This is a genomic window from Kitasatospora sp. NPDC034035 (assembly GCF_055575755.1).
Window position 1 is genome coordinate 65,946 of record NZ_JBVISA010000007.1, and the last position, 23,494, is coordinate 89,439.

A 23,494-nucleotide genomic window follows, 5' to 3' on the forward strand; every position below is an offset into this window, starting at 1 on the left:
TTCCGGCAGGTGGGGGCACCTCGCGGGCCGGAAGGTTTTCCGACAGCTCGACAGCTCGACAGCTCGACAGCTCGACAGGCCGACGTCCCGACAGTCGACGGCCGGACAGCCGACAGCCCCGGCGTGGGCGGACCACGCCGGGGCTGTCGGCCGTCGGACCGTTCTCAGGCCTTGAGGGGGTTGGCGGTCACGTCCACCATGGACTTGCGGAGGTCGGCGGTGCCGTACGTGTTGAAGTGGGCGACGCAGGCCAGGACCAGGAGCCGGGAGATCCGCGGATCGTGGATCCGGACGGCGTAGGTCGCCCGCACCCCGGCGTGACGGGTCAGTTCGAAGCCCGCCGACTCGGCCGACCGGTAGCGCAGCTCGAAGGGGAGGGCGGCATCGACCACGCCGCTGCCGAGCAGGGGAAGGCTGCCCCGCGCCTTGTTGGCGAGGCCGACGGGTTCGCCCTCCAGGACGGTGAGGCCGTTCTGGTCGAAGGTCCACACGTCGTGCCGCCAGGACCGCGAGCGGTGGCCGACCCGGCCGATCAGCGTCCGGTCGGCCCCTATGGCGGAGAAGTTGTTGACGTGGCCGATGAGTTGCCCGAGTCCGGGCCCGGCGAAGACCTGGTACGGCGCGCTGTGGTCGTAGGCCGCGTCCTTGTGCATCCGGGCCACCGGCCCGGGCGAGCCGTCGGCGTGCACCAGGAAGGTGGTGTGGGCCCGCCCGTAGTCGATGGCGACGGTGAAGGCGGTGAGGGAATCGATCATCGGCGATCGCCTCCGTGGTTCACGGCCGGCGGTCCGGCCTTGGCGATCAGGGAGTTGAGCAGGGCCGCGCCGCGGTCGGCGTCGTCGACGCTGACCGCGAAGTCCGTGCCCTTGCGGGTGTGGACCACCAGGCAGGTGCCCCGGCGCAGCATAACGGTGGTGCCCAGGCGGCTGATCCGGTAGCCCCAGCCGCCGGCCTGGGCGGGTGTGCGCACCTCGACCCGCGCCGACTCGAGCTCGGCGGGGGACCAGTGCCGGGCGGGCCGGCCGAACGGGCCGAAGCCGACCGTCAGGCCCCGGGCGGTCACCCGCGCCTGCACCGAGGAGCAGGCGAGGACGGCGACGGCGGGGAACGCGAACGGCAGGACGATCGCCCAGTCCAGCGCGGTCAGCCCGCTCGCGGCCGCCAGCACACCCGCCACCGCGACCAGCCCGAGCACGGCGGCCAGCAGCTGCAGCCACGGGTTCGCGGCCCGCGAGAGCCAGACGAACCGCTCGCCCGCCGGCACGTCCAGCGCCGGCGCCCCGGCCGCCGGACGCTCCTCGGCCCGGCCCCCGAACCGGCGGCCCGCCAGCCAGGCCAGCGCCCCGGCGGCGGCCGTGGCCACCAGGACCAGGACCACCTCGATGCCCATCGGCGCGGCGTCCTGCCAGCGGGCGCGGTCCAGGTTGGCGTGCACGACGGCGGTCTGCGCCCCCGTCAGGAGCACCCCGCCGGCCGCCAGTGTCGCCGCCCCGCAGCCGGGCGACCGCTCGGCGCAGTACCGCTGCAGCAGCGCGGAGACCAGCACCAGGACCAGCCAGAGTCCCGCCGGGAACAGCGCGGCCCCCGTCAGTGACATCGAACCGTCCGGGTCCCGTCCGCCCCAATGGGTGGCCAGCGGGTCCGGCAGCCGGTGGCGCGCCGCCAGCGGCAGCGCGACCAGCAGCGCCAGTACGCCGACCGACCAGGCCGCCGCGCCCCAGAGCGCGCCCCGGCCCCCCGGTTGGTGCCCCTCTCGGTGCCCCTTCTCCCGGTGCCCCTTCGCTATGGGCCCCTCGTCCCTCACGACATCCCCCTGATCATGTCCACGAGATCGTTCGTGCTGTAGCCGGCCCGGGCCGCGTCGTCGACCAACTGCCGTACGCGATCAGCGATTTCGGCGCGGGTGTCGGCGCCGGTGGCGATCGTGATGCCACGGCCCCGGCGGAACTCCAGTACCCCTTCGTCCCGCAGGGTGCGCAGTCCGCGCAGCACGGTGTTGGTGTTCACGCCGAGCGCCCGGGACAGCTCCCGGGCGGGTGGCAGCTTGTCCCCGGGGGCGCACTCGCCCTCGGCGACGGCTCGGCGGATCGCGCCCGCCACCTGCTCGTGCAGGGGCCGGGCGTCTCCGATGTCCAGCTTCAGCAACATGGTGCTAATGACACTAGCACCATGGGCGTTTTCTGCCGACCCGGGGATCCATGGTGATCCGGGCGGTCCGGGCTGCCTCCGCCCGGCCTCGGCCGGCCCGCACACCCGCGCCGAACGGACGGCGTATGGGCGGCGTTGGGATCGTCGCGTCGGGCGTCAGGGAGGCATCAAGAAGGGCCGGCGGACGCCCGGGCCGACGGTTGGGTGGAGCTGTAAGGCCACCACGACACGAGGACGGATCATGCACGGCAACGGGCGACACCAGGACGGCGGGGCACCCAGGGTGCTGGTCGGAGTCAGCGGGTCGCTGGGGAGCCTGGCGGCCCTCCACCGCGGGGTGGCCGAGGCGCGGGCACGGGGTGCGGAACTGCTGCCGGTGCTGGCCTGGGAGCCCCCCGGCGGTGAGCACGGCTACCGGCGCTCGCCCTGCCCGCCGCTGCTCGCGGCCCTCCGGGAAGCCGCCGAACAGCGCCTGCACGAGGCCCTCGACGCGGCCTTCGGCGGCGCCGACCCCGGGGTGCCGCTGCGCCCGGTGGTGATCCGCGGCGAGACCGGCCCCGCGCTGGTCCACCTCGCCGACCGGCCCGGTGACCTGCTGGTCCTCGGGCAGAGCGGAGGCCTGCGGCGCCGCGGGCTGCGGCGCCCGGTGTCCGCGTACTTCGTGCGGGCGGCGGGCTGCCCGGTGCTGACCGTACCGGTGCCCGAACTGCTCGCCGAACTGCGCGAGCTGGAGGCGATCCACCGCCGGTCCCGCCGGCACCTGCCGGTCGGCCCGGCGCCCGAACTCCTCCCGGCGAAGCGGTAGTCGGCGGCACGGATGTCCTCGACCCACCCGGGCGGCACGCGGCGCGCCGCCCCGACCGCCGAGCCGGAACGGCTGGTCGTCCGTCAGAACGGCTGAGCGATGTCGGTGAGCACGCCGGCCAATCCGTCCAGCAGGGCCCGGTTGGTGTCCCGGGCCAGTGGGGTGTCGACGTGGATGGTGTTGACGAACAGGCCGTCGTCGGTGCGGTGCAGCCAGTGCAGGAGCCCGTTGCAGCCGGAGACCCAGACGTGCATCCGGGCCCGCTGGGCGGCGTGCAGGTCGGCACCGGGCAGGCGGCGGAAGTCGATGTAGGAGAAGAAGTTCACCGCGTGCGGCCAGTAGTGCAGTCGCGCGTACTCGGCCGGGGCGAGCAGCCGCCACGCCTTCACGAAGTGCACTCCGGCGTGGGCCTGCGCCCGCCCGTAGGCGTCCTGGGCAGCGGTCAGCACGTCGGCGAAGCCGGCCCGCTCCCCGACCGGGAACTCGATCGGCAGGGTGTTGATGAACCACCCCATGGACTCGGCGTAGACGCCCCGGTCGCGCTCGTTGACCGGCACCAGCCCCCGGTACTCCGCCGGTCCGCCCAGCTGCCGCAGGGCGAGCGCGACGCCCGCGAGCAGTCCCATGGACAGCCGCCCGCCACGGGCCCGGCAGGCGGCGCCGAACTCCTCGGTCTGGCGGGCGGTCAGCAGCCGTTCGGTACTGGCCAGCGGCGCGTACAGCCGACCGGGCCGTACCCCGAGGTCGAGCGGGAAGCGCGGGAACAGGCCGTCGTTGCGGTCGCGGAAGGCCCGCCAGTAGTCCAGCCGCGCGTCGTCGGCGTTCATCGCCCGGTTGGCGCGGCGCTGGGTGCGGCTGAACTCCAGGTAGCTGCCGGGCTCCTGCTCCTGAGCGAGGCCCCGGTAGGCGGTGGCGATGTCGTTGACGGCGATCGCGCTGGAGAGGCCGTCGGTGACGAGGTGGTCGCACGAGAACCAGACCGTGGTCGACTCCGGCCGCACGACCGCGCCCATCGTGATCAGCGGCCAGGCGAGCGTGTCCACCTCCCGGAACGCCTCGTGGAGGTGCCCGGTGACCTCGGCGGGAGTCTCCAGCGGGCCGACGTAGTCGTGCTTGAGGGCCACCTCGTCGGGCGTCAGGACCTCGCAGCCCAGGTCCCCGCCGAGCGGCTGGTAGACCGCCCGGAGCACCTCGTGCCTGCGCACCAGGTGGAGAAACGCTCCTTCCAGCGCGTCCAGATCTACCCGTCCGGGGAGCTCGAAGCTGGCCGCGACGTAGGACCGGATCGGTTCGTCGATGCTCTGGGCGTGCTGCGCCACGGTGAAATGTTTCGCCTGGTTGTAACCGGTCGTCCGGCGCGGAGCTGGCTCCCCGTCACCGGTCAGGGAGACCAGGTGCCACCGATGGGCCTCGCCCGGGTCGATCTCGGAGTCCTCGACTGAGATTTGGAGCATTCCGCCTTCTTCTGCCTGTCGTCGCCGGGTGGTGTCCACAGCAGTCGCGCACCGGCCTACCAATCGATGCCGTACCAACCGGCCCAGCCGGTCATCGGATACGGCCACCGGGTACGGCCTTCGCCCGATCGGGTGATGGGCGCGGGGGCCGTCGCCGGCACTGCCGACGGAACGGCACGGCGTTCGGGCGCGAGCTGGGGGCGCGACGTGGCAGTCGGTGGTGTGAGAGCGCACTGCCGTCATAGTGCCGGCCGAGCACCTGTGCGCTCCCGGAGCCGTCGCCACCCCGCCCGGACAACTCCTAGTCGTCCGACGGCAGTTCCTTCGGGACGGCGATGACATCGACCAGGGCCCCGTTGCGCAGCACCGTGAGCGCCAGCGGGCGGCCGATCGCGTCGGCCAGCATCAGGCGCTGCAGGGACTGGGCGCTGCTCATCGGCTCTCCGGAGGCGGTGAGCAGCAGGTCGCCCTCGTGCAGTCCGGCCTGGCTGGCGGGGGCGTCGGCGATCACCTCGACGATCCGCAGGCCGGTGTGCTGCCCGGTGCGGTGGCGCAGGGCGGGCGGCAGCGGGGCGGGCACTCCGGCGAGGCCCAGGTAGGCGCGGCGGATCCGGCCCTCGGCGAGCAGGGCGGCGATGATCTGCCGACTGGTGGCGTCGATGGGGACGGCCAGGCCCAGCCCGTTGCCGGCCACCGCCGTGGTGATCCCGACGACCTCGCCGTTCGCGGTGGTCAGCGCGCCGCCGGAGTTGCCGGGGTTGAGGGCGGCGTCGGTCTGGATGACGTTGTCGATGACGCGCACGGCGCTGCCGGAGCGGGCCGGGAGCGAGCGGCCGAGGGCGCTGACCACGCCCGCCGTGACCGTCCCGGCCAGCCCGAGCGGGTTGCCGACGGCGACGACCAGCTGCCCGACCCACAGGGCGGTGGCCTCGCCGAGCCGCACCGGCGTGGGGGTCGGGCCGTCGGCGCGCAGCACGGCCAGGTCGGAGAGCGGGTCGGCGCCGATGGTGTGGAAGGGGGAGGTGGTGCCGTCGGCGAAGGCCAGCGTCCCGGCGTCGGCGTGGCCGACGACGTGGGCGTTCGTGAGCAGGAAACCGTCGTCGGTGAAGACCACCGCCGAGCCGAGCGCGGTGCTGAACCAGCCGCCCCGGCCGCGCCGGGGGACCTGGAGCGCGGCGACGCGCGGCGTCACCGCGGCGGCCACGGTCGTGACGATCCGCGAGTAGGCGTCCAGCGCCTCGGCGGCTGTGTCGTCCGTCGCCGCTGCGTCCTCGATGGTCGCGTCCGCAGTGGGTACGTCCGCAGTGGGTGCGCCCTCGGCGGGTGTGTCCTCGGAAGGTGTGTCCTTGGGGGCGTGCTCGGGCCCGGGGAGGATGTCGGCCACGGTGCTCACCCCTTTCGCCGGCGCGGGCTCTCCCGCTTCCAACAACGGTGCGCCGCCGATGCTTCCGCCACCGGCTCCTGATGCCGACTTGACGTGCGGGCGACTATAAAGCAGAAGCAAAGCGGGCGTATGGTATGGGCAAAGCCACCTGGGTGGGGAGGGTCCGATGGAGACCACGCTGGAAGCGGACTGGCACGCGCTCGGCACTACGCGCGGCGGCCGGCTCGGGACGGAGCACCTGCTGGCCGCGGTGGTGGGGTCGGGTGGCCCGGCCGGTGCGGCCCTCGCGGCCGCCGGGGTCACGGAGAGCGCGCTGCGGGCGCTGTTGCGCGACCGAGACCGAGACCGCGACCGTGACCGCGACGGCGGCGACCGGAGCGCGGACGACGAGGCCGGCGCGGGCGTGCCCGCCCGGGAGGTCCTCGGTTCGGCCGGGGCCCCGGACCTCGTCCTGACGGGCGCCGCCGCCCGCGCGCTGTCCGCCGCGGTGACGTCGGCCCGGCACGGCGGCGAGCGGAAGCTCACCGCCGAGCACGTCCTGCGTGCCCTGCTCGCCGACGACCGCACCCGCGCCGCCGAACTGCTGCGCGCGGCGGGCGTCGCACCGCAGACCGTCCGGGAGCGTCTGGACGGGGCGCCTTCCCAGCCGGAGGGCGTGCCGACCGCGCCGGGCGCACCGACCGCGCCGGGCGCACCGACCGCGCCGGGCGCACCGACCGCGCCGGGCGCACCGACCGCGCTGGACCCGTTGCTGCTCCCCACCCGGGACGCGCTGCTCGGCCGTCGGTCGAACCGACGCCCGCTCTGGAAGAGGTTGTTGAAGCCCGGCACGGCTCGTGCGGCAGGTCCGGCGGCACCGTCGTCGGACTGGATCCGGCTGGAGACGGACGAACAGGCGCAGCGCCTCGGCCGTCGGACGCCCGGTACCGAGCACGTCCTGCTCGCCCTCCTGGCCGTCCACGAAGTCCTGGGCCGTCAACCGCAGCCGGACGTGGACGACGCCGGCGGCGAGCTGCTCGCCCGGGCGGGCCTCGACTACGCCCGGGCCCGCGCGGCCGTCACCGCCGGGACGGTCGCCCTCCCGGCCGATCCGCGTTCCGTCGAGGCGTACCTGGCCGGCGCGGCGCCCGGCCCGCTGGTGCGGATGCTGCTCGACGAGGACACCCGGGCCCGGCGGCTGGTCGAGGCCCTGGGCGTGGGCCCGGGCGCGGCCCTGGGCGGGCCCGGTGGTCGGCCGGAGGGTCAGCCCGTGGTGTAGCCGCCGTTGGCGAAGCGCTCCGCGGGGCCCGGGCCCCGCGGAGCGCACCGGGACTGCTAGAGCGCCGTGGCGGCGAGGGCGATCGAGCCGAGCACCGCCAACACCCCGAGTGCGAGGAACCCGTACTCCAGCCCCACCCGCTCCCGCCCGTCCACCAGCACCTGCCGGGGATCGGCCGGGTCGTAGCGGACCCGCACGTAGCGGCCGTCCGGCAGCGGGTGGCGGGCGGTGGAGGGCACGGGGGAGAAGACCTCGACCACCCGGCCGTCGGCCGTCTCGAACTCCAGCAGCGGACGCGGCGGCAGCGCGCGGTCCTCCGGGCCCGAGGCGCGGGCGCGCACCAGTGCCGACGCCGGGACGCCGACCCGGCGCAAGCGTCGCAGCTCGCGCAGCCCGACCATCCCGGCGAGGTAGGCGACCACGCCGCCCAACGCGCCGAACACCACTACGGCGAACCCGGCCGTCCCGCCCACCGCGCCTCCCTGCCCGACGATTCCCCGAGCTGCCCTGGCTGCCCGAGGCCCCCGGGAGCTGCCCGAGGGTTCCCCGAAGCCCAGTATCGCCCACCGGCGGCACTCTTGACGCTCCGGAATGGTCCAGTCCACTGTGTAGTGGCATGTCCCTGTCGCTGACGAAGGAAGCAAGCGGCCTCGACCACCGAAAGGAGCACCGTCCGTGAAGCCGCAGTCCCCCCGCGCCCTCGGCGTCGTCCTCACCGCTCTCGCCCTCGGCGCCGCCGCCCCCGCCGCGACGGCCGAACCGGCGGCTCCGGCCGCCCCGGCCGCGACCGTCGTCAAGGTCGGCACCGCCAAGCAGCTCCAGGCCGCCCTCGCGGCCGCCGCGCCCGGCCAGACCATCCAGCTCGCCGACGGCACCTACTCCGGCAGCTTCAAGGCCACCGCGCCCGGCACCGCCGCCGCCCGGATCACCCTGACCGGCTCGGCCAAGGCCGTGCTCACCACCCCGACCGGCGGCGGCTACGGCCTCCACCTCGACGGCGCGAGCTACTGGACCGTGCACGGCCTGACCGTCACCGGCGCCCAGAAGGGCATCGTGGCGGACGCCGCGAACTACGTGGTGCTGGACGACGTCACGGTCCACCACACCACCATGGAGGGCGTGCACTTCCGCAACTCCAGCGCCCACGGCACGCTGCGCGACTCGCGCGTCCACGACACCGGCCTGGCCCGGGACGGCCTGGGCGAGGGCGTCTACGTCGGCACCGCCAACACCCTCTCCGACCGCAGCGACCACGTGCAGATCGTCGGCAACACCTTCGGCCCGAACATCGGCGCCGAGAACGTCGACCTCAAGGAGGGCACCACCGGCGGCCTGGTCTCCGGCAACTCCTTCGACGGCGACGGCCTCACCGGCCGCAACTACGACGACTCCTGGGTCGACGTGAAGGGCAACGGCTACGTCATCGAGAACAACACCGGCAGGCGCACCACCGATGACGGTTTCCAGACCCACAGCGTCCGGCCGGGCTGGGGCTGCGGCACGGTCTTCCGGGGCAACCACTCCGACCTCACCGGCGCCACCGGAGCGGACCGGTACGCGATCGACGTGACCGACTACGACGCCGCGACGTGCACGGTGACGATCGGCGCGGGCAACACCGTCACCGGGGGCCGGGGCCTGGTGAACCCCGGCGTCCCGGTGGGGTAGCCGCTGTACCTCTGGGTCGGAGGGGCGGGAGGCGGAGGGGTCGGGGGTCGGGGGTCGGGAGGAAGCTGCTACAGCTCGCCGAGCGGAACGTTCGGGTCGGCCAGCGCCTTGGAGTCCACCACCCGCCCCGAGCGGACCAGTTCGCGGATCGGGTCGGTGACGTCCCAGACGTTGACGTTCATCCCCGCGCGCACCCGGCCGCCGGACAGCCAGAACGCGATGAACTCGCGGGTGGCCGGGTCGCCGCGGAAGACCACCTGGTCGTAGCCGTCCGGCTCGACGTAGCCGACGTACTCCATGCCGAGGTCGTACTGGTCCGTGAAGAAGTAGGGGACCCGGTCGTACACCGCGTCCGGCTGTCCGAGCAGTGCGCGGGCGGCGGTCTGCGGCTGGTTGAGGGCGTTGGCCCAGTGCTCGACCCGGATGTGCCGGCCGAACAGCGGGTGGTAGGCGTTGGCGACATCGCCGGCCGCGTACACGTCCGGGTCCGAGGTGCGCAGGTGCCGGTCGGTCTTGATGCCGTTGTCGACTTCCAGTCCGGCCGCCTCGGCGAGCCCGGCGGCGGGGGCGATGCCGATGCCGACCACCACCGCGTCGGCCGCCACCGTCGTCCCGTCGGCGAGCTTCACCCCGTTCACCGTGCCGCCGTCGCCGGTCAGTTCGGCCACCTTGACGCCGAAGCGCAGGTCCACGCCGTGGTCCCGGTGCAGGTCGGCGAAGACCTGGGCGACCTCCCGGCCGAGCACCCGCAGCAGCGGCAGTTCGAGCGCCTCCAGCACCGTCACCTCGGCGCCCGCCTGGCGGGCCGCGGCCGCCACCTCCAGGCCGATCCAGCCCGCGCCGATCACCACGATCCGGGCGCCCGGCCGCAGCACCGCCTTGATCCGGTCGCTGTCGTCGACCCGGCGCAGGTAGAGCACGCCGTCCTGGTCGGCGCCCGGCACCGGCAGGCGGCGCGGCACCGAGCCGGTGGTCAGCAGCAGCTTCGCGTACTCCACCCGGCCGTCGTCGGCGAGCGTCACGGTGTGCCCGGCCGGGTCGATCGAGGACACCGCCGTGCCCAGGCGCAGCGTGACGTCGTGCTCGGCGTACCACTGCGGCGGGTGGACGTAGATCTTCTCCCGGGGCGTCTTGCCCAGCAGGTAGCCCTTGGACAACGGCGGCCGCTCGTACGGGCGCTCGTGCTCCTCGCCGATCAGGACGATGCGGCCCTCGTACCCGGCCTCGCGCAGCGCCTCGGCGGCCTTCGCGCCGCCCAGGGACGCGCCGACGATGACGATCGGGCGGTCCTGCCCGCCGCCCGCCCCGGTGCTGCCGCCGGTTCCGGTGGTGCCGCTGTCCGTGCCCGCCATGCTCGACTCCTCGTTCTCCGGCCGTGGATCCGGGGTCAGCCTGCCGCCGTCCGGGTGGTGTGTCGAGGCCGCGCCGGGCGCGCCGCGCCTCGCCCGCCCGTACGGGTGAACGCGGGGTCGGGGTGGACGACCGGCCCTATGGCGTCATCGCGTCCCTGACCAGTGCGGTGTCGGTGAACTGCTCGAAGCGGACGATCCGGCCGCCGCGCACGGTGAAGTGGTGGGCGACCCGGACCGCGAGCGGTTTTCCGGTGGTCTTGTGGACGGCCGTGTAGCGGGCCAGGACCACGACGTCCTCGCCGTCCACCACGTAGGTGTCGTCGTGCGCGGTCCAGTTGTCCCACTCGGCGGCCAGCCGCTCCATCACGTTGGCGGTGACGCCCTTCGGGGTGCGGTGGGTGCCGGCCAGCGGGAAGCCGGCCATCTCGGTCCACTCGACGTCCTCCGCGAGCGTGGCGCGCAGCGCGGCCAGGTCGCCCCGGGCGGAGGCCAGGTACTGGCGGCGGACCACGTCGGCGGGGGCGGCGGACTCGGCGAAGGTGGCGACGTCCCTGGGGATCTCGATCATCGCGTGCTCACCCCCACGCCATCTCGCCCATGACGACCTTGGTGCCGATGTCCACCGCGATCCGCAGCCCCAGCTCCGGGAAGCGCCGCTCCAGGCCCTCCTTGGCGGCGGCCGCGTCCGCGGCCCGGCCGATCTCGGTCTCGAAAGCCCGCAGGTAGGCGCGGGTGTGGTCGACGGCGTTCAGGTCGGTCGGCGCGCCGGCGACCCGGTGGCCGGCCGCCACCCAGGTCGGATGGAGCGCCTCGATACCGTCCAGCAGGTCGATCCAGGCGGCCCGTTGGGCGGAGCTGGGGGTGTCGGCCGTCCACACGTGCAGGCCCTCGAAGAGCAGGACCCCGCCGAGCACGGCGCGGTGGTGGTGCTGCCAGAGGTAGTGCCGGTCCGGCAGGTGGAAGTCGGCGCCGCGCACCTCGAACCGGTGGCCCTCGAAGACGATTTCGTCCCCGGCCAGCACCTCGGGCCGCACCAGCCGGGTGGGCAGCTCGGGGCCCAGGTGGGACCAGGCGCGCAGCTTGGCGTCGAACGTCTCCTGGATGTGCTCGACCGTCGAGGGGGTGGCCAGGAACCGGGCCTGCGGGAAGGCGTCCTGGACCTCCTGGGCGCCGAAGTAGAAGTCCGGGTCGCCGTGGCTGACGAACACGGTGGTCAGCCGCTTGCCGCCGGCCCTGATCCGCTCGACCAGACGGCGGCCGTCGGACCGGGTGAACCCGGCGTCCACCAGCATGGCGTGCTGCGGGCCGGTGACCAGGACGGAGGTCTTGTTGAGCGAGCTGTCGGGGCTGTCGATGATCTCGAAGTCGAGTGCGCTCACGTTGGACTTCCTTCCTCGGGCCGGGCACGCCTCGCGGCCAGCATCGGCGCTCGGCACGGCTCCCGCATCCGGAAGGTGTCGGCGCCAGGCACGGGGTCCGGCCTAGGCGCGGGTCCAGAGCGTGAGGTCGCTGCTGGTGGCCACCGCGAGGGTCCGGCCGGTGGGGGAGAAGCCGGTGGCGCGCAGGGTGGACCAGCCGGAGTTGAAGACGTGCCACCAGCACTCGCCGTGCTCGCCCTGCCACGGGCCCCGGCCGGTCGCGAGCAGCACCCGGTGGTGCGGCCACTCCGGGGCGGTGACCTCGACGTGCCAGCCGCCCTCGGCGCCGGTGTGCAGGCCGCCGCCCCACGTCCCGGCTACCGGGATCCGTACGTCCGAGACCTGGCCGAGGCCGGGGCAGCAGAGGTCCGGGCCGTCCGGGTCGTCCTCCGGGTCGTAGTCGCGCGCCACCTTGAGGCCCGTCACGGCGTCGAACAGGCCGTGCCCGCCGGACGAGACGGTCAGCACCAGGTCGTGCCCGCTCTCCGGGTGGACGGCGAAGCCGATGCCGAGCAGCCCGCCGACCGGGATCAGCCCCCGGCCGACCGGGCGCCACGGCTCCGGCGGGGCGGTCACCTCGGCGGCCAGGATCCGGTCCCGGAGGTGCTGCTGGTACGGGGTCAGGGCCATGCCACTGATCATCCCACCCGCCGGCCGACCCTACTGTGCCGGGCCCAGCCGCAGCACCGCCAGCGCCCCCAGCGCGGTGGCGGCGGCGAGCGGCAGCCACAGCGCGCCCGGACCGGCGGCCAGCAGGGCCGTCACCACCGCCGGCGCGGCCGCCCGGCCCACGCCCATCGACAGCTCCCAGCGGGCCAGCGCCCGCCCCAGCAGGTGCGGCGGGGCGACCGCCGCGACCAGCGCGGTACCCGAACCGGTGTAGAGGATCTCGCCCAGCGTGTACAGCACCGAGACCACCGCGATGCCCGCCGTCCCCGGGGTGCCGCCCAGCGCCCCGGCCCCCCAGAAGCCCAGGTACGAGACCGCCAGCAGTGCCCCCGAGGCCGCCAGCACAGCGCGCCGCGAACGGTCCGCCAAGCGCAGCACCAGCGCCAGCTGCAGGGCGATCACCAGCACCGTGTTGCCCACGAACAGGCCCGAGGACCACGCCGGGGAGGCGTGCAGGTGCAGCACCAGCAGCGCGGGCAGCGCCACCTCCAGCACGTCGAAGCAGAACGCGTACGGCAGATTGGCGAGGCTCAGCAGACTGATCCGGCGCAGTGGCGCGCGCCGCTCCCGGGGACCGTCGTGCGCCGCCTTCGGCGCACCCTCCTGGCGGGCCCGCACCCGCAGCGAGGCCACCAGTGCGGCGGCGACCAGGCAGGCCGCGCCCGTCACCCCGGCCAGCAGCCGGATCGCGCTCGCCCCGCCGCTCACCGCCACGGTGGCCAGCAGCGCGCCCAGGCCCAGCCCCGCGTTGCGCACCGACCGCCCGGCGGCGAGCGCCGCGTCCCGCAGCCGTCCGTCGGTCAGCGTGCTCACCACCGCGGCGTGCGTCGTCGGCCAGGACTGGCTGCCCACCCCGAACAGCACCGCCGCCGCCGTGAACCCCGGCAGGCCGTCCGCGAGCAGCAGCGTCAGCGCGCCCGCCGCCCGCAGCAGCAGGGTGACGGCCGCGGGCAGGGTCCGGGCGCCACGGTCGATCCAGCGGCCGGTCAGCGGCACCACCAGCAGGCCCGCGACCATCCCGGCCGACAGCGCCAGCCCGACCGCCCCCGCGCCCAGGTGCAGCACGCCGACCCCGTACAGCAGCAGGAACGGTCGCAGCATGCCGCCGCCCACCGCGTCCACCGCCAGCGCGACGGCGTACCGGGGCCCGCCGGCGGCGGTCAGCAGGCTCAGCAGCGCGGACGGGCCCCGGCGGCCCGCACCGATCGGCGGGGCGGGCGGCTCCCCGCCGCGGACGGCGGCGTGGTCATGGACGGACTTCTCCTGAATCAGGCTCATGGCCGGTACCGTCCGCCCCGGCCGGGCCGCCTGGCACGCCGATTGACGGTTCCCGTCAATCGGGGGCGGACGTGGCGGCACGGGGTGACAGGATCTGCCGCGTGAGTGAGCGAAGCGAGGCAGGCATATGAGTGTGACCATCGACATCACCGGCTTGTCCGACGAACGCCTGCTCTTCACGCCCTCCCCGCTCGCCGAGCTGAACGCCATGCTGCACGTCCTCGCCGAGCCCGCGCACCACCCCGCGCTGCACGGCTGGGCGAGCAGCACCACCGCCGCGATCCCGCCGGAGCTGGCCGAGCGGCTCCTGGAAGCCGACTTCCTGTGGCGCTCCTCGCGCGCCGACTTCCTCGTCCCCGGCCTGCCCGGCGCCACCCTCGCCGAGGAACTCGACGCCGTCGACCGGATCGACGACGAGCTGTACGTCACCGGCGCCCTCATCACCACCTGCGGCTCCTCCCGGCTCAACCGCCGGACCGCCTCCCCGCTCACCGACCCCGCCGCCAACGAGCTCGCCCGCGACCTCGCCCTCGCCCGCGGCCCCCGGCAGGCCGCCTTCGCCGACCGGCTGCTCGCCGACCCGCCCGCCGTCCGGGCACTGGTACGGCGAATGCTGGAGGACTGCGTGCCGGCCTTCTTCGCCGACGCCTGGCAGCGCGTCCTGCCCGACCTCGCCGCCGACGCCCGGCGCAAAGCCGACCTGCTGGCCCGCCGGGGCCTCGGCGAAACACTCGCCGCCCTCTCACCGTCCGTCACCCTCGACCAGGGCGACGGGCGGCGGCGGATCGTCATCGACAAGCTGCAGGACTCCACCGCCGGCGCCGCCGACAGCGGAGGCGTCACCTTCATCCCCACCGCCTTCGGCCGCCCCCACCTCCTGGTCGTCTACGCCCCCGGCTGGCGGCCCGTCCTGCAGTACCCGACCGCCGAACCCGGCCTGCCCGAGCCGGTCTCACTCGCCCTCGTCCAGCAGCGCCTGGAGGCGCTCGCCCACCCCGTCCGGCTGCGCCTCGCCCGCACCATGGCCCGTGGCCCGCACACCACCGTCGAACTGGCCTCCGCCTGGCATCTCACCGCGCCCGAGGTCTCCCGCCACCTGGCCGTGCTGCGGAAGGCCGGGCTGCTCACCACACAGCGGCGCGGGCGGTACATGCTCTACCAGCTCGACCTGGCGGGCAGCGCCCGGCTCGGTTCGGACTTCCTGGAGGCGGTGCTCCGGTGACCCGGCGCGCGGCACGGGAACGGCGGCACGACGGCAGCGGCCGTGCGGGAACAGCGGGCAGGGGGAACGCGTTCGTCCGGGCATGACCGACGACGCTGCCGCCTCCTCCGGCTCCTCCGGCTCCTCGCCCGAGATCCTCCGCTACGCCGCCTTCGCCACCCGCCCCGAGGGCGGCAACCCGGCGGGCGTGGTGCTCGACGCCACCGGGCTGACCGATCCGCGGATGCTCGCCATCGCCGCCGAGATCGGCTACTCGGAGACCGCCTTCCTCACCGCCGGCCCGGCCGAAGGGGCGTACCGGGTACGGTACTTCAGCCCGCTCGCGGAGGTGCCGTTCTGCGGGCACGCGACGGTCGCCGCCGCCGTCGCCCTTGCCGAGCACATCGGCCCCGGGCGGTACGCCTTCGCGACGGCCGCCGGGGACGTCCCGGTCGAGGTCGAGCGCGGCACCGACGGACTGCTGCGGGCCACCCTCACCAGCGTCGAACCGAAGGTCGAGGAGGTCACCGCGGCCGATGTCGAGGAGGCGCTCGCCCTGCTCGGCTGGGCCGCCGCCGACCTGGACCCGGCCCTGCCGCCGCGCATCGCCTACGCCGGTGCCCGGCACCTCGTCCTCGCCGCCGGCACCCGCGAGCGGCTGGCCCGCCTCGACTACGACTTCGACGGCCTGGCGGACTACATGCGGGCCCGCGACCTGACCACCCTCCAACTCGTCCGGCGCGAGACGCCCGAGGTCTACCACGTCCGCGACCCCTTCCCGGTCGGCGGCGTGGTCGAGGACCCGGCCACCGGCGCCGCCGCGGCCGCGTTCGGCGCGTACCTGCGGGAGCTGGGCGCGGTGGCGGCCCCGACGGTCCTGACGCTGCACCAGGGCGAGGACCTGGGCCGCCCGGGCGTGCTGCGGGTCGAACTGCGGGCGGAGGACGCCCGCGTGCGGGTCTCGGGTACGGCGGTGGCGATGCCGTGATGGCGATGCGGTGAGGCCGGGGGCCGGGGCCGTCAGGGCGAGGGCTGCGGCAGGACCTGCCCGCCCTCGCCCGCGGCTCCTCGAAGTCGGCCAGGTAGCGGTGGAACAGCTTCTCGCCGACGGTCACGCGTTGGCGCCCGCCTGGCCGTTCCGTACGGCGAGGCGGCGCTCCAGCGTCGCCCGGTGTCGCCGGCCGCGGGGGATCCGCCCGCCGCGGTGGTGGCGGGCAGCGCCCGTGCGGCAGACGACACCAGGACGGGCGTCACTCCGCCGGATCGATCCGGTAGCCCCCGCGGGCCGAGTGGAGGGTGAGCGCCTCGACCGGGCAGAAGTCCACCGCCTCGGTCAGCTCATCCGTCAACTCGGCGCCGCCGTCCGCGTATTCGGCCAGCGGCGCGGCGAGCCCGTCCGCGCCGAGGGCCAGCGAGTCGGGTGCGCTGCGAGCGCACATTCCGGAGCCGATACAGCGGTCCCGGTCGACCCGGACGATCACCGGTTCGGTGTCGGCCCGGCCCGTCACCAGCTCACCCGCAGGGAGTTCGGGCTGCGCGTGAGCAGGCCGCGCCGCCAGTCGATCCGTTCGGCCGCGTCCGCCATCCGCAGGGCGGGCAGCCGGCGGGCCAGTCGGTGCAGGGCGAGCTCCAGCTCCATCCGGGCCAGCCAGGCGCCCAGGCAGTGGTGCGGCCCGGCCCCGAAGGTCAGCATCGGCGCGGCCAGCGGGGAGAACAGCTCGGTGCGCAGGTCCCCGGTGAAGACGTCCGGGTCGTGGTTGGCGGCGGCCGTGTCGGCGGCGACCACGTTGCCGGCCGGGATGACCACCCCGCCGATCTCCACCTCCTCGACGGTGCGCCGCATCAGTCCGGGCATGTGCTCGTGGGCGTCGCCGAGCGGGACGGCGCGCAGCAGCTGCTCGGTCGCGGCGGCGGCGCTGGTCTCGTCGGAGGCGAGCTGCTGCCAGGCCTCGCGGCCGTCGGCGAGCAGGTAGACCAGGGCGTTGCCGAGGCTGGTCATGGTGGTCTCGTGGCCGGCCACGACCAGGCCGATGACCAGCGCGACCAGCTGCGCCTCGGTGATCGAGCCGTCCTCGGCGGCGGCCGCGAGCAGGCCGCTGACCAGGTCGTCACCAGGCTCGGCCCGCCGCTCGGCGATCACCTCGGCGCCGAAGGCGGAGAACTCGGTCATCGCGGTGCCGATCGCCTCGGCGGTGTAGGCCGTGGTGGAGAGCGCGTGGTCGCTCCAGTGGGCGAGCCGCTTGGTGTCCAGGTTGTCCAGGCCCATCAGTCGGCTGATCACCGCGACCGGCAGCGGCCGGGTGTAGGCGGCGACGATGTCGGCGGGGGAGCCGTGGTCGATCAGCTCGTCGATGAGCGACTCGACGACGGATGCCACCCACGGCTTCCAGCGGGCTATCGCGCGCGGGGTGAAGGCCCGCTGCACGGTGCGGCGCAGCCGCTGGTGCTCGGTGCCGTCGATGTTCAGCATGCTCTGCGGGTCGTCCAGGATGTTGGGCGTGACCGTGACCGGCGGCGCGTCCGGCGCGTAGAGCGGGGCGCGGCCCAGGCGCGGGTCCGTCAGCACCTGCCGCACGTCGGCGTGCCGGCTGACCAGCCAGACCGGCGTGCCGGTGGGCAGCGCGGCGAGCCGGGGCGGGCCGGGCTCCAGGTGGCGCAGGCAGTGCAGCGGGGGAAGCGGGGCGGTGCCGGTTCCGGCACCGGTCGCACTGTTCTCGGTGGACATCCGTACTCCAGACTCCAGGGCGGGGCCGCGGGGGCGGTCCGACGGGGGGTGGTCCGAGGATGGTGCGGGGGACGGGTGGTGCGGCCGGCTGGCGGCTCGACACGGGCCGGGACTGGGTAGGGCATCTGCTGGGGAGGCTGCGGGGAGGCGCGACATGTGCGGGGGCGTACGGTCGGTACGCGCCCGGCACGGGCGCGCGGTGGCGCGCCGCCGGGTGGGGCGGGTGTGCTGAGCGTGGTCGCGTGGACCGTCTCTGCTACGACCGTACGTGGGCCGTAGGGCGCCCGTCTGCGGCACTTCCAGCCAACACCGATGCTTTCCGGGCAGTTCGAGGCGCGCTGACGAGCGCTCAGCGCCGTCCGTGCGCCCCCGCCTGAGCGGCCGTGCCGGGCGGGGGCCGGGCGGCCGCCGGATAGGTCGGCGGGTAGGCCGCCGGCATGTGCCACCTGAGGTGCCGTGAGGTGCCGTGAGGTTCCGTGACGTACCGCGGCGTCGGCTGACACGCCGTCGGCACGCGCGGTGAGGCGGATCACGCCGGATCGCCCCCCGCTCCGCCGGCGGCCGGCGGAGCGGGCGCTACGCTTCGTGGGCAGTGCTTCTGCAGTCCTTCTGCAGTCGTGTCGTCGCAGGTCACGCCGGTGCGGAGCGGCATCGGCCGACGGAGGTGGAATCGGATGGCCCAGCAGGTCAAGGCAGTCATCGCGCGTGCCAAGGGCGCGCCCGTGGAGGTGACCACGATCGTGGTGCCGGACCCCGGTCCGGGCGAGGCGGTGGTCCGGATCCAGGCTTGCGGCGTCTGCCACACCGACCTCCACTACCGCGAGGGCGGCATCAACGACGAGTTCCCGTTCCTGCTCGGCCACGAGGCCGCGGGCATCGTGGAGTCGGTCGGCGAGGGCGTCACCGAGGTCGCGCCCGGCGACTTCGTGGTCCTCAACTGGCGTGCGGTGTGCGGCCAGTGCCGTGCCTGTCGGCGCGGGCGCCCGCAGTACTGCTTCGACACCCACAACGCCAAGCAGAAGATGACGCTGCTGGACGGCACCGAGCTGTCCCCGGCCCTGGGCATCGGCGCGTTCGCCGAGAAGACCCTGGTCGCGGCCGGCCAGTGCACCAAGGTCGACCCGGCGGCCGAGCCGGCCGTCGCCGGCCTGCTGGGCTGCGGCGTGATGGCGGGCCTCGGCGCCGCGATCAACACCGGCAACGTCGGCCGCGGCGACTCGGTCGCCGTCATCGGCTGTGGCGGTGTCGGCGGCGCGGCCGTGATGGGCTCCCGGCTGGCGGGCGCGGCGAAGATCATCGCCGTCGACATCGACGACCGCAAGCTGGAGACCGCCCGCACGCTCGGCGCCACCCACACCGTCAACTCCCGCACCACCGACCCCGTCGAGGCCATCCGCGAGCTGACCGGCGGCAACGGCGCGGACGTCGTCGTCGAGGCGGTCGGCCGGCCCGAGACCTACCGGCAGGCGTTCTACGCCCGCGACCTGGCCGGCACCGTCGTCCTGGTGGGCGTGCCGACCCCGGAGATGACGCTGGAGCTCCCGCTGCTCGACGTCTTCGGCCGCGGCGGCGCCCTGAAGTCCTCCTGGTACGGCGACTGCCTGCCCTCGCGGGACTTCCCGATGCTCATCGACCTCTACCTCCAGGGCCGCCTGGACCTGCGCGCCTTCGTCACCGAGACCATCGAACTCGACGCGGTGGAGCAGGCCTTCGAGCGCATGCACCAGGGCGACGTCCTCCGCTCGGTGGTGACCCTGTGACCTCTGAGGCCCGTGTCGACCGGCTGGTGACCGCCGGGACCTTCGAGCTCGACGGCGGCAGCTGGGAGGTGGAGAACAACGTCTGGATCGTCGGCGACGACGAGGAGGCGGTGGTGATCGACGCCGCGCACGACGCGGCGGCCATCGAGGCGGCGCTCGGCGGCCGCCGGCTGCGGGCGATCGTCTCCACGCACGCGCACAACGACCACATCGACGCGGCCCCGGCCCTCGCGGCCCGCACCGGTGCGCCGATCCTGCTGCACCCGGACGACCTGCCGCTGTGGAAGCTCACCCACCCAGACCGCCTCCCGGACGGCGAACTGGCCGACGGGCAGCGGATCGAGGTGGCCGGCACGGAGCTGACCGTGCTGCACACCCCGGGGCACGCCCCGGGCGCGGTCTGCCTGTACGCGCCCGACCTGGGCACGGTCTTCACCGGCGACACCCTCTTCCAGGGCGGCCCGGGCGCGACCGGCCGGTCGTTCTCGCACTTCCCGACCATCATCGACTCGATCCGCGAGCGCCTGCTGACGCTCCCGGCGGACACGGTGGTGCGGACCGGCCACGGCGACCCGACCACCATCGGCGTCGAGGCCCCGGCCCTGCCGGAGTGGATCGCCCGCGGACACTGACGCGCCGCGGGCCCTGACGCGCTGCGGGCCCTGAAGCGCACGCCGGCCGTCGACTCGTCGGCCCGTACGGCGTACGGCCCCCGGGGCTTGATCGTTCCCCGGGGGCCGTACGATCGCGATCATGGCCCATGACCCGCGCGACCTCGACGACGCCATGCTCGCCTTCTGGCGTGAGCGGCACATCTCCACCCTGACCACCATCCGCCCGGACGGCACGCCGCACGTGGTGCCGGTCGGTGTGACGTTCGAGCCGGAGACGGCGACCGCCCGGGTGATCACCAGCCGCACCAGTCGCAAGGCGCTCAATGTCGCGCAGGCGGGGCCTCAGGGCCTGCGGGTCGCGGTCTGCCAGGTGGACCGGGCGCGGTGGGCGACCCTGGAGGGCGTCGCGGTCGTCCGGGACGAGCCCGAACAGGTGGCCGAGGCCGAGCGGCGCTATGCCGAGCGCTACCGCCAGCCGCGGGTCAACCCGGACCGGGTGGTCATCGAGATCACCGTGGACCGCGTCCTCGGCCGGGGCTGAGACGCCCTTCAGCGGAACAGCCGTTCTCATTTCCGAGAACGGCCGTTCTCGCGCGGGTCGACTCGCGGGTCGACTCGCGGGCCTATCCGCGGGCCTACCTGCGGGTCGACTCGTCGACGTGGAGGGTGAAGACGTCCGGGCGGGCGTAGTGGCCGACGGGGTCGAAGTCGAAGCGGGCGCGCGCCAGATCGTCGAGGTCGAGTTCGGCGGACAGGATGCCCTCGCCGTCCCGCAGCGGGCCGGCCAGGACCTCGCCGAGCGGGGAGACGATGACCGAGCCGCCGCCGATCAGGACGGTGTCGGGGGCGTCGCCCTGGACCGGGTGGAGGTCGGGCGGGAGGGCGTCGCGGCGCAGGTACTGGCAGGCGCTGAGGACGAAGCAGCGCCCCTCCAGCGCGACGTGCCGCATGGTCACCTGCCAGGCGTCGCGGGCGTCCACGGTCGGTGCGCACCACAGGTCGACGCCCTTGGCGTACATCGCCGTGCGGAACAGCGGCATGTAGTTCTCCCAGCAGATCGCCGCCCCCAGGCGGGCCCTGCCGGTGTCGACGACCGTGAGGGTGGAGCCGTCGCCCTGACCCCACAGGTAGCGTTCCGCCGCGGTCGGCATCAGCTTGCGGTGCAGCCCCAGGTAGCCGTCGGGGCCGAAGAACAGGGCGACGCAGTACAGGGTGGCGCCGCGCCGCTCCACCGCGCCGACCACCGCGTGGCAGCCCAGTTCCCGGGTGAGGGCGGCCAGCGCGTCGACCTCCGGACCGGGGACGGTGACGGCGGAGGCGTGGTAGCGGCGGAACAGCTCGCGGCCGGCCGGGGTGCGGTCGCCGACGCTGACGCCGAAGTCCAGGCCCTTGGGGTAGCCGCCGAGGAACGCCTCGGGCAGCACGACGACCTCGGCCCGGTGGCCCAGGACGGCTTCGCGGATCAGCTCCTCGGCGCGGGCCAGCGCGCCCGGCGTGTCGAACAGCCGGGCGGCCGCCTGCACCACGGCGGCGGTCACGGTGGTCACGGCCGGCGCACCTCGACGGTCAGCGAGCCCTGCAGCAACTCGGCCTTGGTCCGGGCCTGAGCGGCGTCCGCCGCACCCACGACGATCGCCCCGTGCCGGTCGAGGTTGGAGGTGACGGGGTGGATGCGGGTGCCGACCGCCAGGGTGCAGGTGGCGGCCAGCACCGAGGGGTCGTCGGCCACCTCGGACCAGCCGCCGACCGAGGTGACGACGCCGGCGGGAGGGGCCAGGAAGCGTACGGCGGCGCCCCGCGTGGCGCGCGCCGGTACACCGGCGGGGGGCGTGCCGAGGAGGTCGTCCAGCCAGTGCCCGTAGAGCTCGAGCTCCGGGTGGCACCACTCCAGCATCGCGTGGATCCAGTCCCCGCCCTGGCGGGCGTGGACCTCGCCGAGCACGACACCCGACCCGGTGACCCAGCACTCGACGTGGAAGTGGCCGCGCCGCAGGCCGATCGCCCGGAGCGCCGCCGTCACGGTGGAGACGACCTCGGCCTCGTCGTCGTCGCCGAGCGCGGTGGGCATCGTGTGGCCCATCTCCACGAACCCGCCGGGGGCGAGCGCTTTCTCGGTGACGGCGAGGACGTGGGGAGTGCCCTGCGTGAACAGGCCCTCCACGCTGAACTCGCGGCCGTGCACGAACTCCTCGACCAGGGCCAGGCCGTCGGCGTCCCGGGCGTCCCGGAAGGCGGCGGCCATCGCGGCCGGGTCCGAGACCCGGCTCACTCCCTCGCTGCTGGAGCCCCGGCGGGGTTTGACCACCACGTCGGGTCCGTGCTCCCGCAGGAAGTCCGTGGCCTCCTCCGCGGACGCGCAGACCGTCAACTCCGGCTGCCGGAAGCCGTGGCGGCGCAGGTGCTCGCGGCACTCGTCCTTCGTCCGGACGAGTCGCACCGCCTCGGGCGGGTTGCCCGGGACGCCGAGGAGCGCGGCGACCGAGGCCACGCTGACGGCGGCGTACTCGCGGTAGCCGACGACCGCGTGCACGGGGGAGTGCCGGGCGTAGGCGGCGGCCCAGTCCTGGCAGGCCGACGCGTCGGCGAAGTCCAGTTCGTGGACCTCGTCGGCCAGGGCGGTGAGCTCCGGTGCGGCCGCGAGGTTCTCCCGGGTGTCGGTGAGGACGACGCGGACGCCGCGCTTGCGGAACTGGTCCATCGCGCGGTCGCAGATGTCACGGACGAAGCCGGACTCCCTGGGTGCCGCGCCCCCGAGTACCAGCACGGTCGGCATCGCGGTCTCCTTCTGTCGTGGTTGCGGGGTCGGTCGAGGCACTGGGGCCGGTCGAGGTTGCGGGATCGGTCGAGGTGGCGGCCGGAGCGGTGGTCGCGGCGGGGGAACGCCGGGGCCGGGCCTCGAGCCGGGTGAACAGCACGGCGAGCGCCACCAGCGCCGTGATCAGCACCGCGCTGAGCGGTCTGAACCGGTCGCCGAACAGCACCTGCGCCAGGTACGTCAGTCCGGGCAGGGTGGTGAGCAGCACCATGGTGATCACCGGGGGGCAGCGCTGCGCGCCGATCTGGAGCAGGTACAGCGGGACGACCACCCCCGCCACCGCCGCCAGCGAGGCCGCGCCGAGCGACAGCCCGTGGCCCGTCGGGCCGCCCTGGGCCGCGAGGAGCACGCCGGCCAGCAGGTAGGTGAGGTGGAAGCGGTGGGCCGTCACCACCACCGGGTCCACCTTGAGGTCGCCCAACTTCCGTGAAACGGTCGCCAGATGGGCCGCGCCGAAGCCGGAGAGCACCGCCAGCAGGCCGCCGCCGAGGACCTCCGGTCCGATCGCCGCCGTCTCGCCGGACCGGGTGCAGGCGGCCACCGCCAGCGACACCGCGAGCAGCGCGCCCGCCCGGAGCCAGCCCGCGCGGCCCGGGCCGCCGGCGCCCCGGGCCGCGCCGAGGACGGCGACGGCGAGCGGGCCGACGCCGGCCATGAGGCTTGCGGCCAGTGCGGCGGGCACCCAGGCCAGCGCCACGAAGTAGCCCAGGAAGGTCAGTGCGCTCGCCAGGTTCATCTGGACCAGCAGCCGTCTGACCTCGCGGTCGGCGAGCGCTCCCCGGTGCTTGCCGCGCAGCACGGTGGTCAGGGTGAACACCACCGCGGTGGCGAGGAACGCCAGGCAGGAGAAGAGCAGGCTGCCGGCCGGGTCGAGCCGGCCGGAGAGGAAGCCCTCCGTCCCGGCCTGGAGCAGGACGGAGAGGGCGATGAGCGCGATCGGCACCG

General features: G+C 74.8%; 24 protein-coding genes. 8 read left to right on the forward strand and 16 right to left on the reverse strand.

Going from position 1 to position 23,494, the window contains the following annotated elements; all coding sequences use genetic code 11:
• Positions 1 to 164 precede the first annotated feature (164 nt).
• From ACZ52J_RS12060 to ACZ52J_RS12070, 3 genes are read right to left on the reverse strand one after another with little or no spacing between them, the layout of a single operon-like run.
• Positions 165 to 755: a hypothetical protein gene (locus ACZ52J_RS12060; protein WP_465617905.1), complete on the reverse strand. Its 591-nt coding sequence runs from the start codon at positions 753 to 755 to the stop codon at positions 165 to 167.
• A complete protein-coding gene (locus tag ACZ52J_RS12065; protein ID WP_465617907.1) occupies positions 752 to 1,804 on the reverse strand; it encodes a DUF1648 domain-containing protein in 1,053 nt (350 codons plus the stop codon). Before ACZ52J_RS12065 ends, ACZ52J_RS12060 begins: the two co-directional genes overlap by 4 nt.
• A complete protein-coding gene (locus ACZ52J_RS12070) occupies positions 1,801 to 2,148 on the reverse strand; it encodes a GntR family transcriptional regulator (RefSeq protein WP_360493762.1) in 348 nt (115 codons plus the stop codon). The genes ACZ52J_RS12065 and ACZ52J_RS12070 overlap by 4 nt, the downstream gene beginning before the upstream one ends.
• Before the next feature lie 241 nt (positions 2,149 to 2,389).
• Between ACZ52J_RS12070 and ACZ52J_RS12075 the strand changes: the two genes are divergently transcribed.
• Entirely contained in the window at positions 2,390 to 2,953 is a 564-nt protein-coding gene (locus ACZ52J_RS12075) for a universal stress protein (protein WP_465617910.1), read from the forward strand.
• An 83-nt stretch (positions 2,954 to 3,036) separates the two neighbouring features.
• Here ACZ52J_RS12075 and ACZ52J_RS12080 read toward each other — a convergent pair whose 3' ends face one another.
• On the reverse strand, positions 3,037 to 4,407 hold the full coding sequence (locus ACZ52J_RS12080) for a condensation domain-containing protein (RefSeq protein WP_465617912.1): 1,371 nt from the start codon (positions 4,405 to 4,407) through the stop codon (positions 3,037 to 3,039).
• Between the two features lie 301 nt (positions 4,408 to 4,708).
• Positions 4,709 to 5,791: a S1C family serine protease gene (locus tag ACZ52J_RS12085; RefSeq protein WP_465617914.1), complete on the reverse strand. Its 1,083-nt coding sequence runs from the start codon at positions 5,789 to 5,791 to the stop codon at positions 4,709 to 4,711.
• A gap of 166 nt (positions 5,792 to 5,957) precedes the next feature.
• On the opposite strand from ACZ52J_RS12085, the gene ACZ52J_RS12090 reads away from it, so the two are divergent.
• The gene (locus ACZ52J_RS12090; protein ID WP_465617916.1) at positions 5,958 to 7,049 is read left to right on the forward strand and encodes a Clp protease N-terminal domain-containing protein; all 1,092 of its coding nucleotides are present in this window, start codon (positions 5,958 to 5,960) and stop codon (positions 7,047 to 7,049) included.
• A 56-nt stretch (positions 7,050 to 7,105) separates the two neighbouring features.
• Here ACZ52J_RS12090 and ACZ52J_RS12095 read toward each other — a convergent pair whose 3' ends face one another.
• Positions 7,106 to 7,522: a DUF3592 domain-containing protein gene (locus ACZ52J_RS12095; protein ID WP_465617918.1), complete on the reverse strand. Its 417-nt coding sequence runs from the start codon at positions 7,520 to 7,522 to the stop codon at positions 7,106 to 7,108.
• A 202-nt stretch (positions 7,523 to 7,724) separates the two neighbouring features.
• On the opposite strand from ACZ52J_RS12095, the gene ACZ52J_RS12100 reads away from it, so the two are divergent.
• Positions 7,725 to 8,717: a right-handed parallel beta-helix repeat-containing protein gene (locus ACZ52J_RS12100; protein ID WP_465617920.1), complete on the forward strand. Its 993-nt coding sequence runs from the start codon at positions 7,725 to 7,727 to the stop codon at positions 8,715 to 8,717.
• A 68-nt stretch (positions 8,718 to 8,785) separates the two neighbouring features.
• On the opposite strand, the gene ACZ52J_RS12105 is transcribed toward ACZ52J_RS12100, so the two are convergent.
• The 5 genes from ACZ52J_RS12105 to ACZ52J_RS12125 form a co-directional block, all read right to left on the reverse strand.
• Complete coding sequence (locus ACZ52J_RS12105; protein ID WP_465617922.1) at positions 8,786 to 10,069, reverse strand: NAD(P)/FAD-dependent oxidoreductase; 1,284 nt, start codon at positions 10,067 to 10,069, stop codon at positions 8,786 to 8,788.
• A gap of 136 nt (positions 10,070 to 10,205) precedes the next feature.
• Positions 10,206 to 10,637 (reverse strand): nuclear transport factor 2 family protein, encoded by a 432-nt coding sequence (locus tag ACZ52J_RS12110; RefSeq protein WP_465617924.1) that lies wholly within the window; start codon positions 10,635 to 10,637, stop codon positions 10,206 to 10,208.
• Positions 10,638 to 10,644: 7 nt separating this feature from the next.
• Complete coding sequence (locus ACZ52J_RS12115) at positions 10,645 to 11,448, reverse strand: MBL fold metallo-hydrolase (RefSeq protein WP_465617926.1); 804 nt, start codon at positions 11,446 to 11,448, stop codon at positions 10,645 to 10,647.
• Positions 11,449 to 11,550: 102 nt separating this feature from the next.
• Positions 11,551 to 12,117 carry a hypothetical protein gene (locus tag ACZ52J_RS12120; RefSeq protein WP_465617928.1) on the reverse strand — a complete coding sequence of 189 codons (567 nt, stop codon included), beginning with the start codon at positions 12,115 to 12,117 and terminating at the stop codon, positions 11,551 to 11,553.
• Positions 12,118 to 12,147: 30 nt separating this feature from the next.
• Positions 12,148 to 13,434 (reverse strand): MFS transporter, encoded by a 1,287-nt coding sequence (locus ACZ52J_RS12125; RefSeq protein WP_465617930.1) that lies wholly within the window; start codon positions 13,432 to 13,434, stop codon positions 12,148 to 12,150.
• 127 nt (positions 13,435 to 13,561) lie between these two features.
• Between ACZ52J_RS12125 and ACZ52J_RS12130 the strand changes: the two genes are divergently transcribed.
• Entirely contained in the window at positions 13,562 to 14,656 is a 1,095-nt protein-coding gene (locus tag ACZ52J_RS12130) for a DUF5937 family protein (RefSeq protein WP_465617932.1), read from the forward strand.
• Positions 14,657 to 14,738: 82 nt separating this feature from the next.
• Complete coding sequence (locus ACZ52J_RS12135) at positions 14,739 to 15,623, forward strand: PhzF family phenazine biosynthesis protein (protein WP_465617934.1); 885 nt, start codon at positions 14,739 to 14,741, stop codon at positions 15,621 to 15,623.
• A gap of 262 nt (positions 15,624 to 15,885) precedes the next feature.
• Here the strand turns inward: ACZ52J_RS12135 and ACZ52J_RS12140 are convergent, their stop codons facing one another.
• Entirely contained in the window at positions 15,886 to 16,143 is a 258-nt protein-coding gene (locus tag ACZ52J_RS12140) for a ferredoxin (RefSeq protein ID WP_360493802.1), read from the reverse strand.
• The gene (locus tag ACZ52J_RS12145; RefSeq protein ID WP_465617937.1) at positions 16,140 to 17,360 is read right to left on the reverse strand and encodes a cytochrome P450; all 1,221 of its coding nucleotides are present in this window, start codon (positions 17,358 to 17,360) and stop codon (positions 16,140 to 16,142) included. Before ACZ52J_RS12145 ends, ACZ52J_RS12140 begins: the two co-directional genes overlap by 4 nt.
• Before the next feature lie 674 nt (positions 17,361 to 18,034).
• Between ACZ52J_RS12145 and ACZ52J_RS12150 the strand changes: the two genes are divergently transcribed.
• From ACZ52J_RS12150 to ACZ52J_RS12160, 3 genes are all read left to right on the forward strand, one after another.
• A complete protein-coding gene (locus ACZ52J_RS12150; RefSeq protein ID WP_465617939.1) occupies positions 18,035 to 19,120 on the forward strand; it encodes an S-(hydroxymethyl)mycothiol dehydrogenase in 1,086 nt (361 codons plus the stop codon).
• Positions 19,117 to 19,752, forward strand: a complete 636-nt coding sequence (locus ACZ52J_RS12155) for an MBL fold metallo-hydrolase (protein WP_465617941.1) — start codon at positions 19,117 to 19,119, stop codon at positions 19,750 to 19,752. Before ACZ52J_RS12150 ends, ACZ52J_RS12155 begins: the two co-directional genes overlap by 4 nt.
• 121 nt (positions 19,753 to 19,873) lie before the next feature.
• The gene (locus ACZ52J_RS12160) at positions 19,874 to 20,275 is read left to right on the forward strand and encodes a pyridoxamine 5'-phosphate oxidase family protein (RefSeq protein ID WP_465617943.1); all 402 of its coding nucleotides are present in this window, start codon (positions 19,874 to 19,876) and stop codon (positions 20,273 to 20,275) included.
• Between the two features lie 94 nt (positions 20,276 to 20,369).
• Here ACZ52J_RS12160 and ACZ52J_RS12165 read toward each other — a convergent pair whose 3' ends face one another.
• From ACZ52J_RS12165 to ACZ52J_RS12175, 3 genes are read right to left on the reverse strand one after another with little or no spacing between them, the layout of a single operon-like run.
• Complete coding sequence (locus tag ACZ52J_RS12165; protein ID WP_360493816.1) at positions 20,370 to 21,281, reverse strand: nitrilase-related carbon-nitrogen hydrolase; 912 nt, start codon at positions 21,279 to 21,281, stop codon at positions 20,370 to 20,372.
• Positions 21,278 to 22,507 (reverse strand): ATP-grasp domain-containing protein, encoded by a 1,230-nt coding sequence (locus ACZ52J_RS12170; RefSeq protein WP_465617945.1) that lies wholly within the window; start codon positions 22,505 to 22,507, stop codon positions 21,278 to 21,280. Before ACZ52J_RS12170 ends, ACZ52J_RS12165 begins: the two co-directional genes overlap by 4 nt.
• Positions 22,449 to 23,492: an EamA family transporter gene (locus ACZ52J_RS12175; protein WP_465617947.1), complete on the reverse strand. Its 1,044-nt coding sequence runs from the start codon at positions 23,490 to 23,492 to the stop codon at positions 22,449 to 22,451. The genes ACZ52J_RS12170 and ACZ52J_RS12175 overlap by 59 nt, the downstream gene beginning before the upstream one ends.
• Between the last annotated feature and the right edge of the window lie 2 nt (positions 23,493 to 23,494).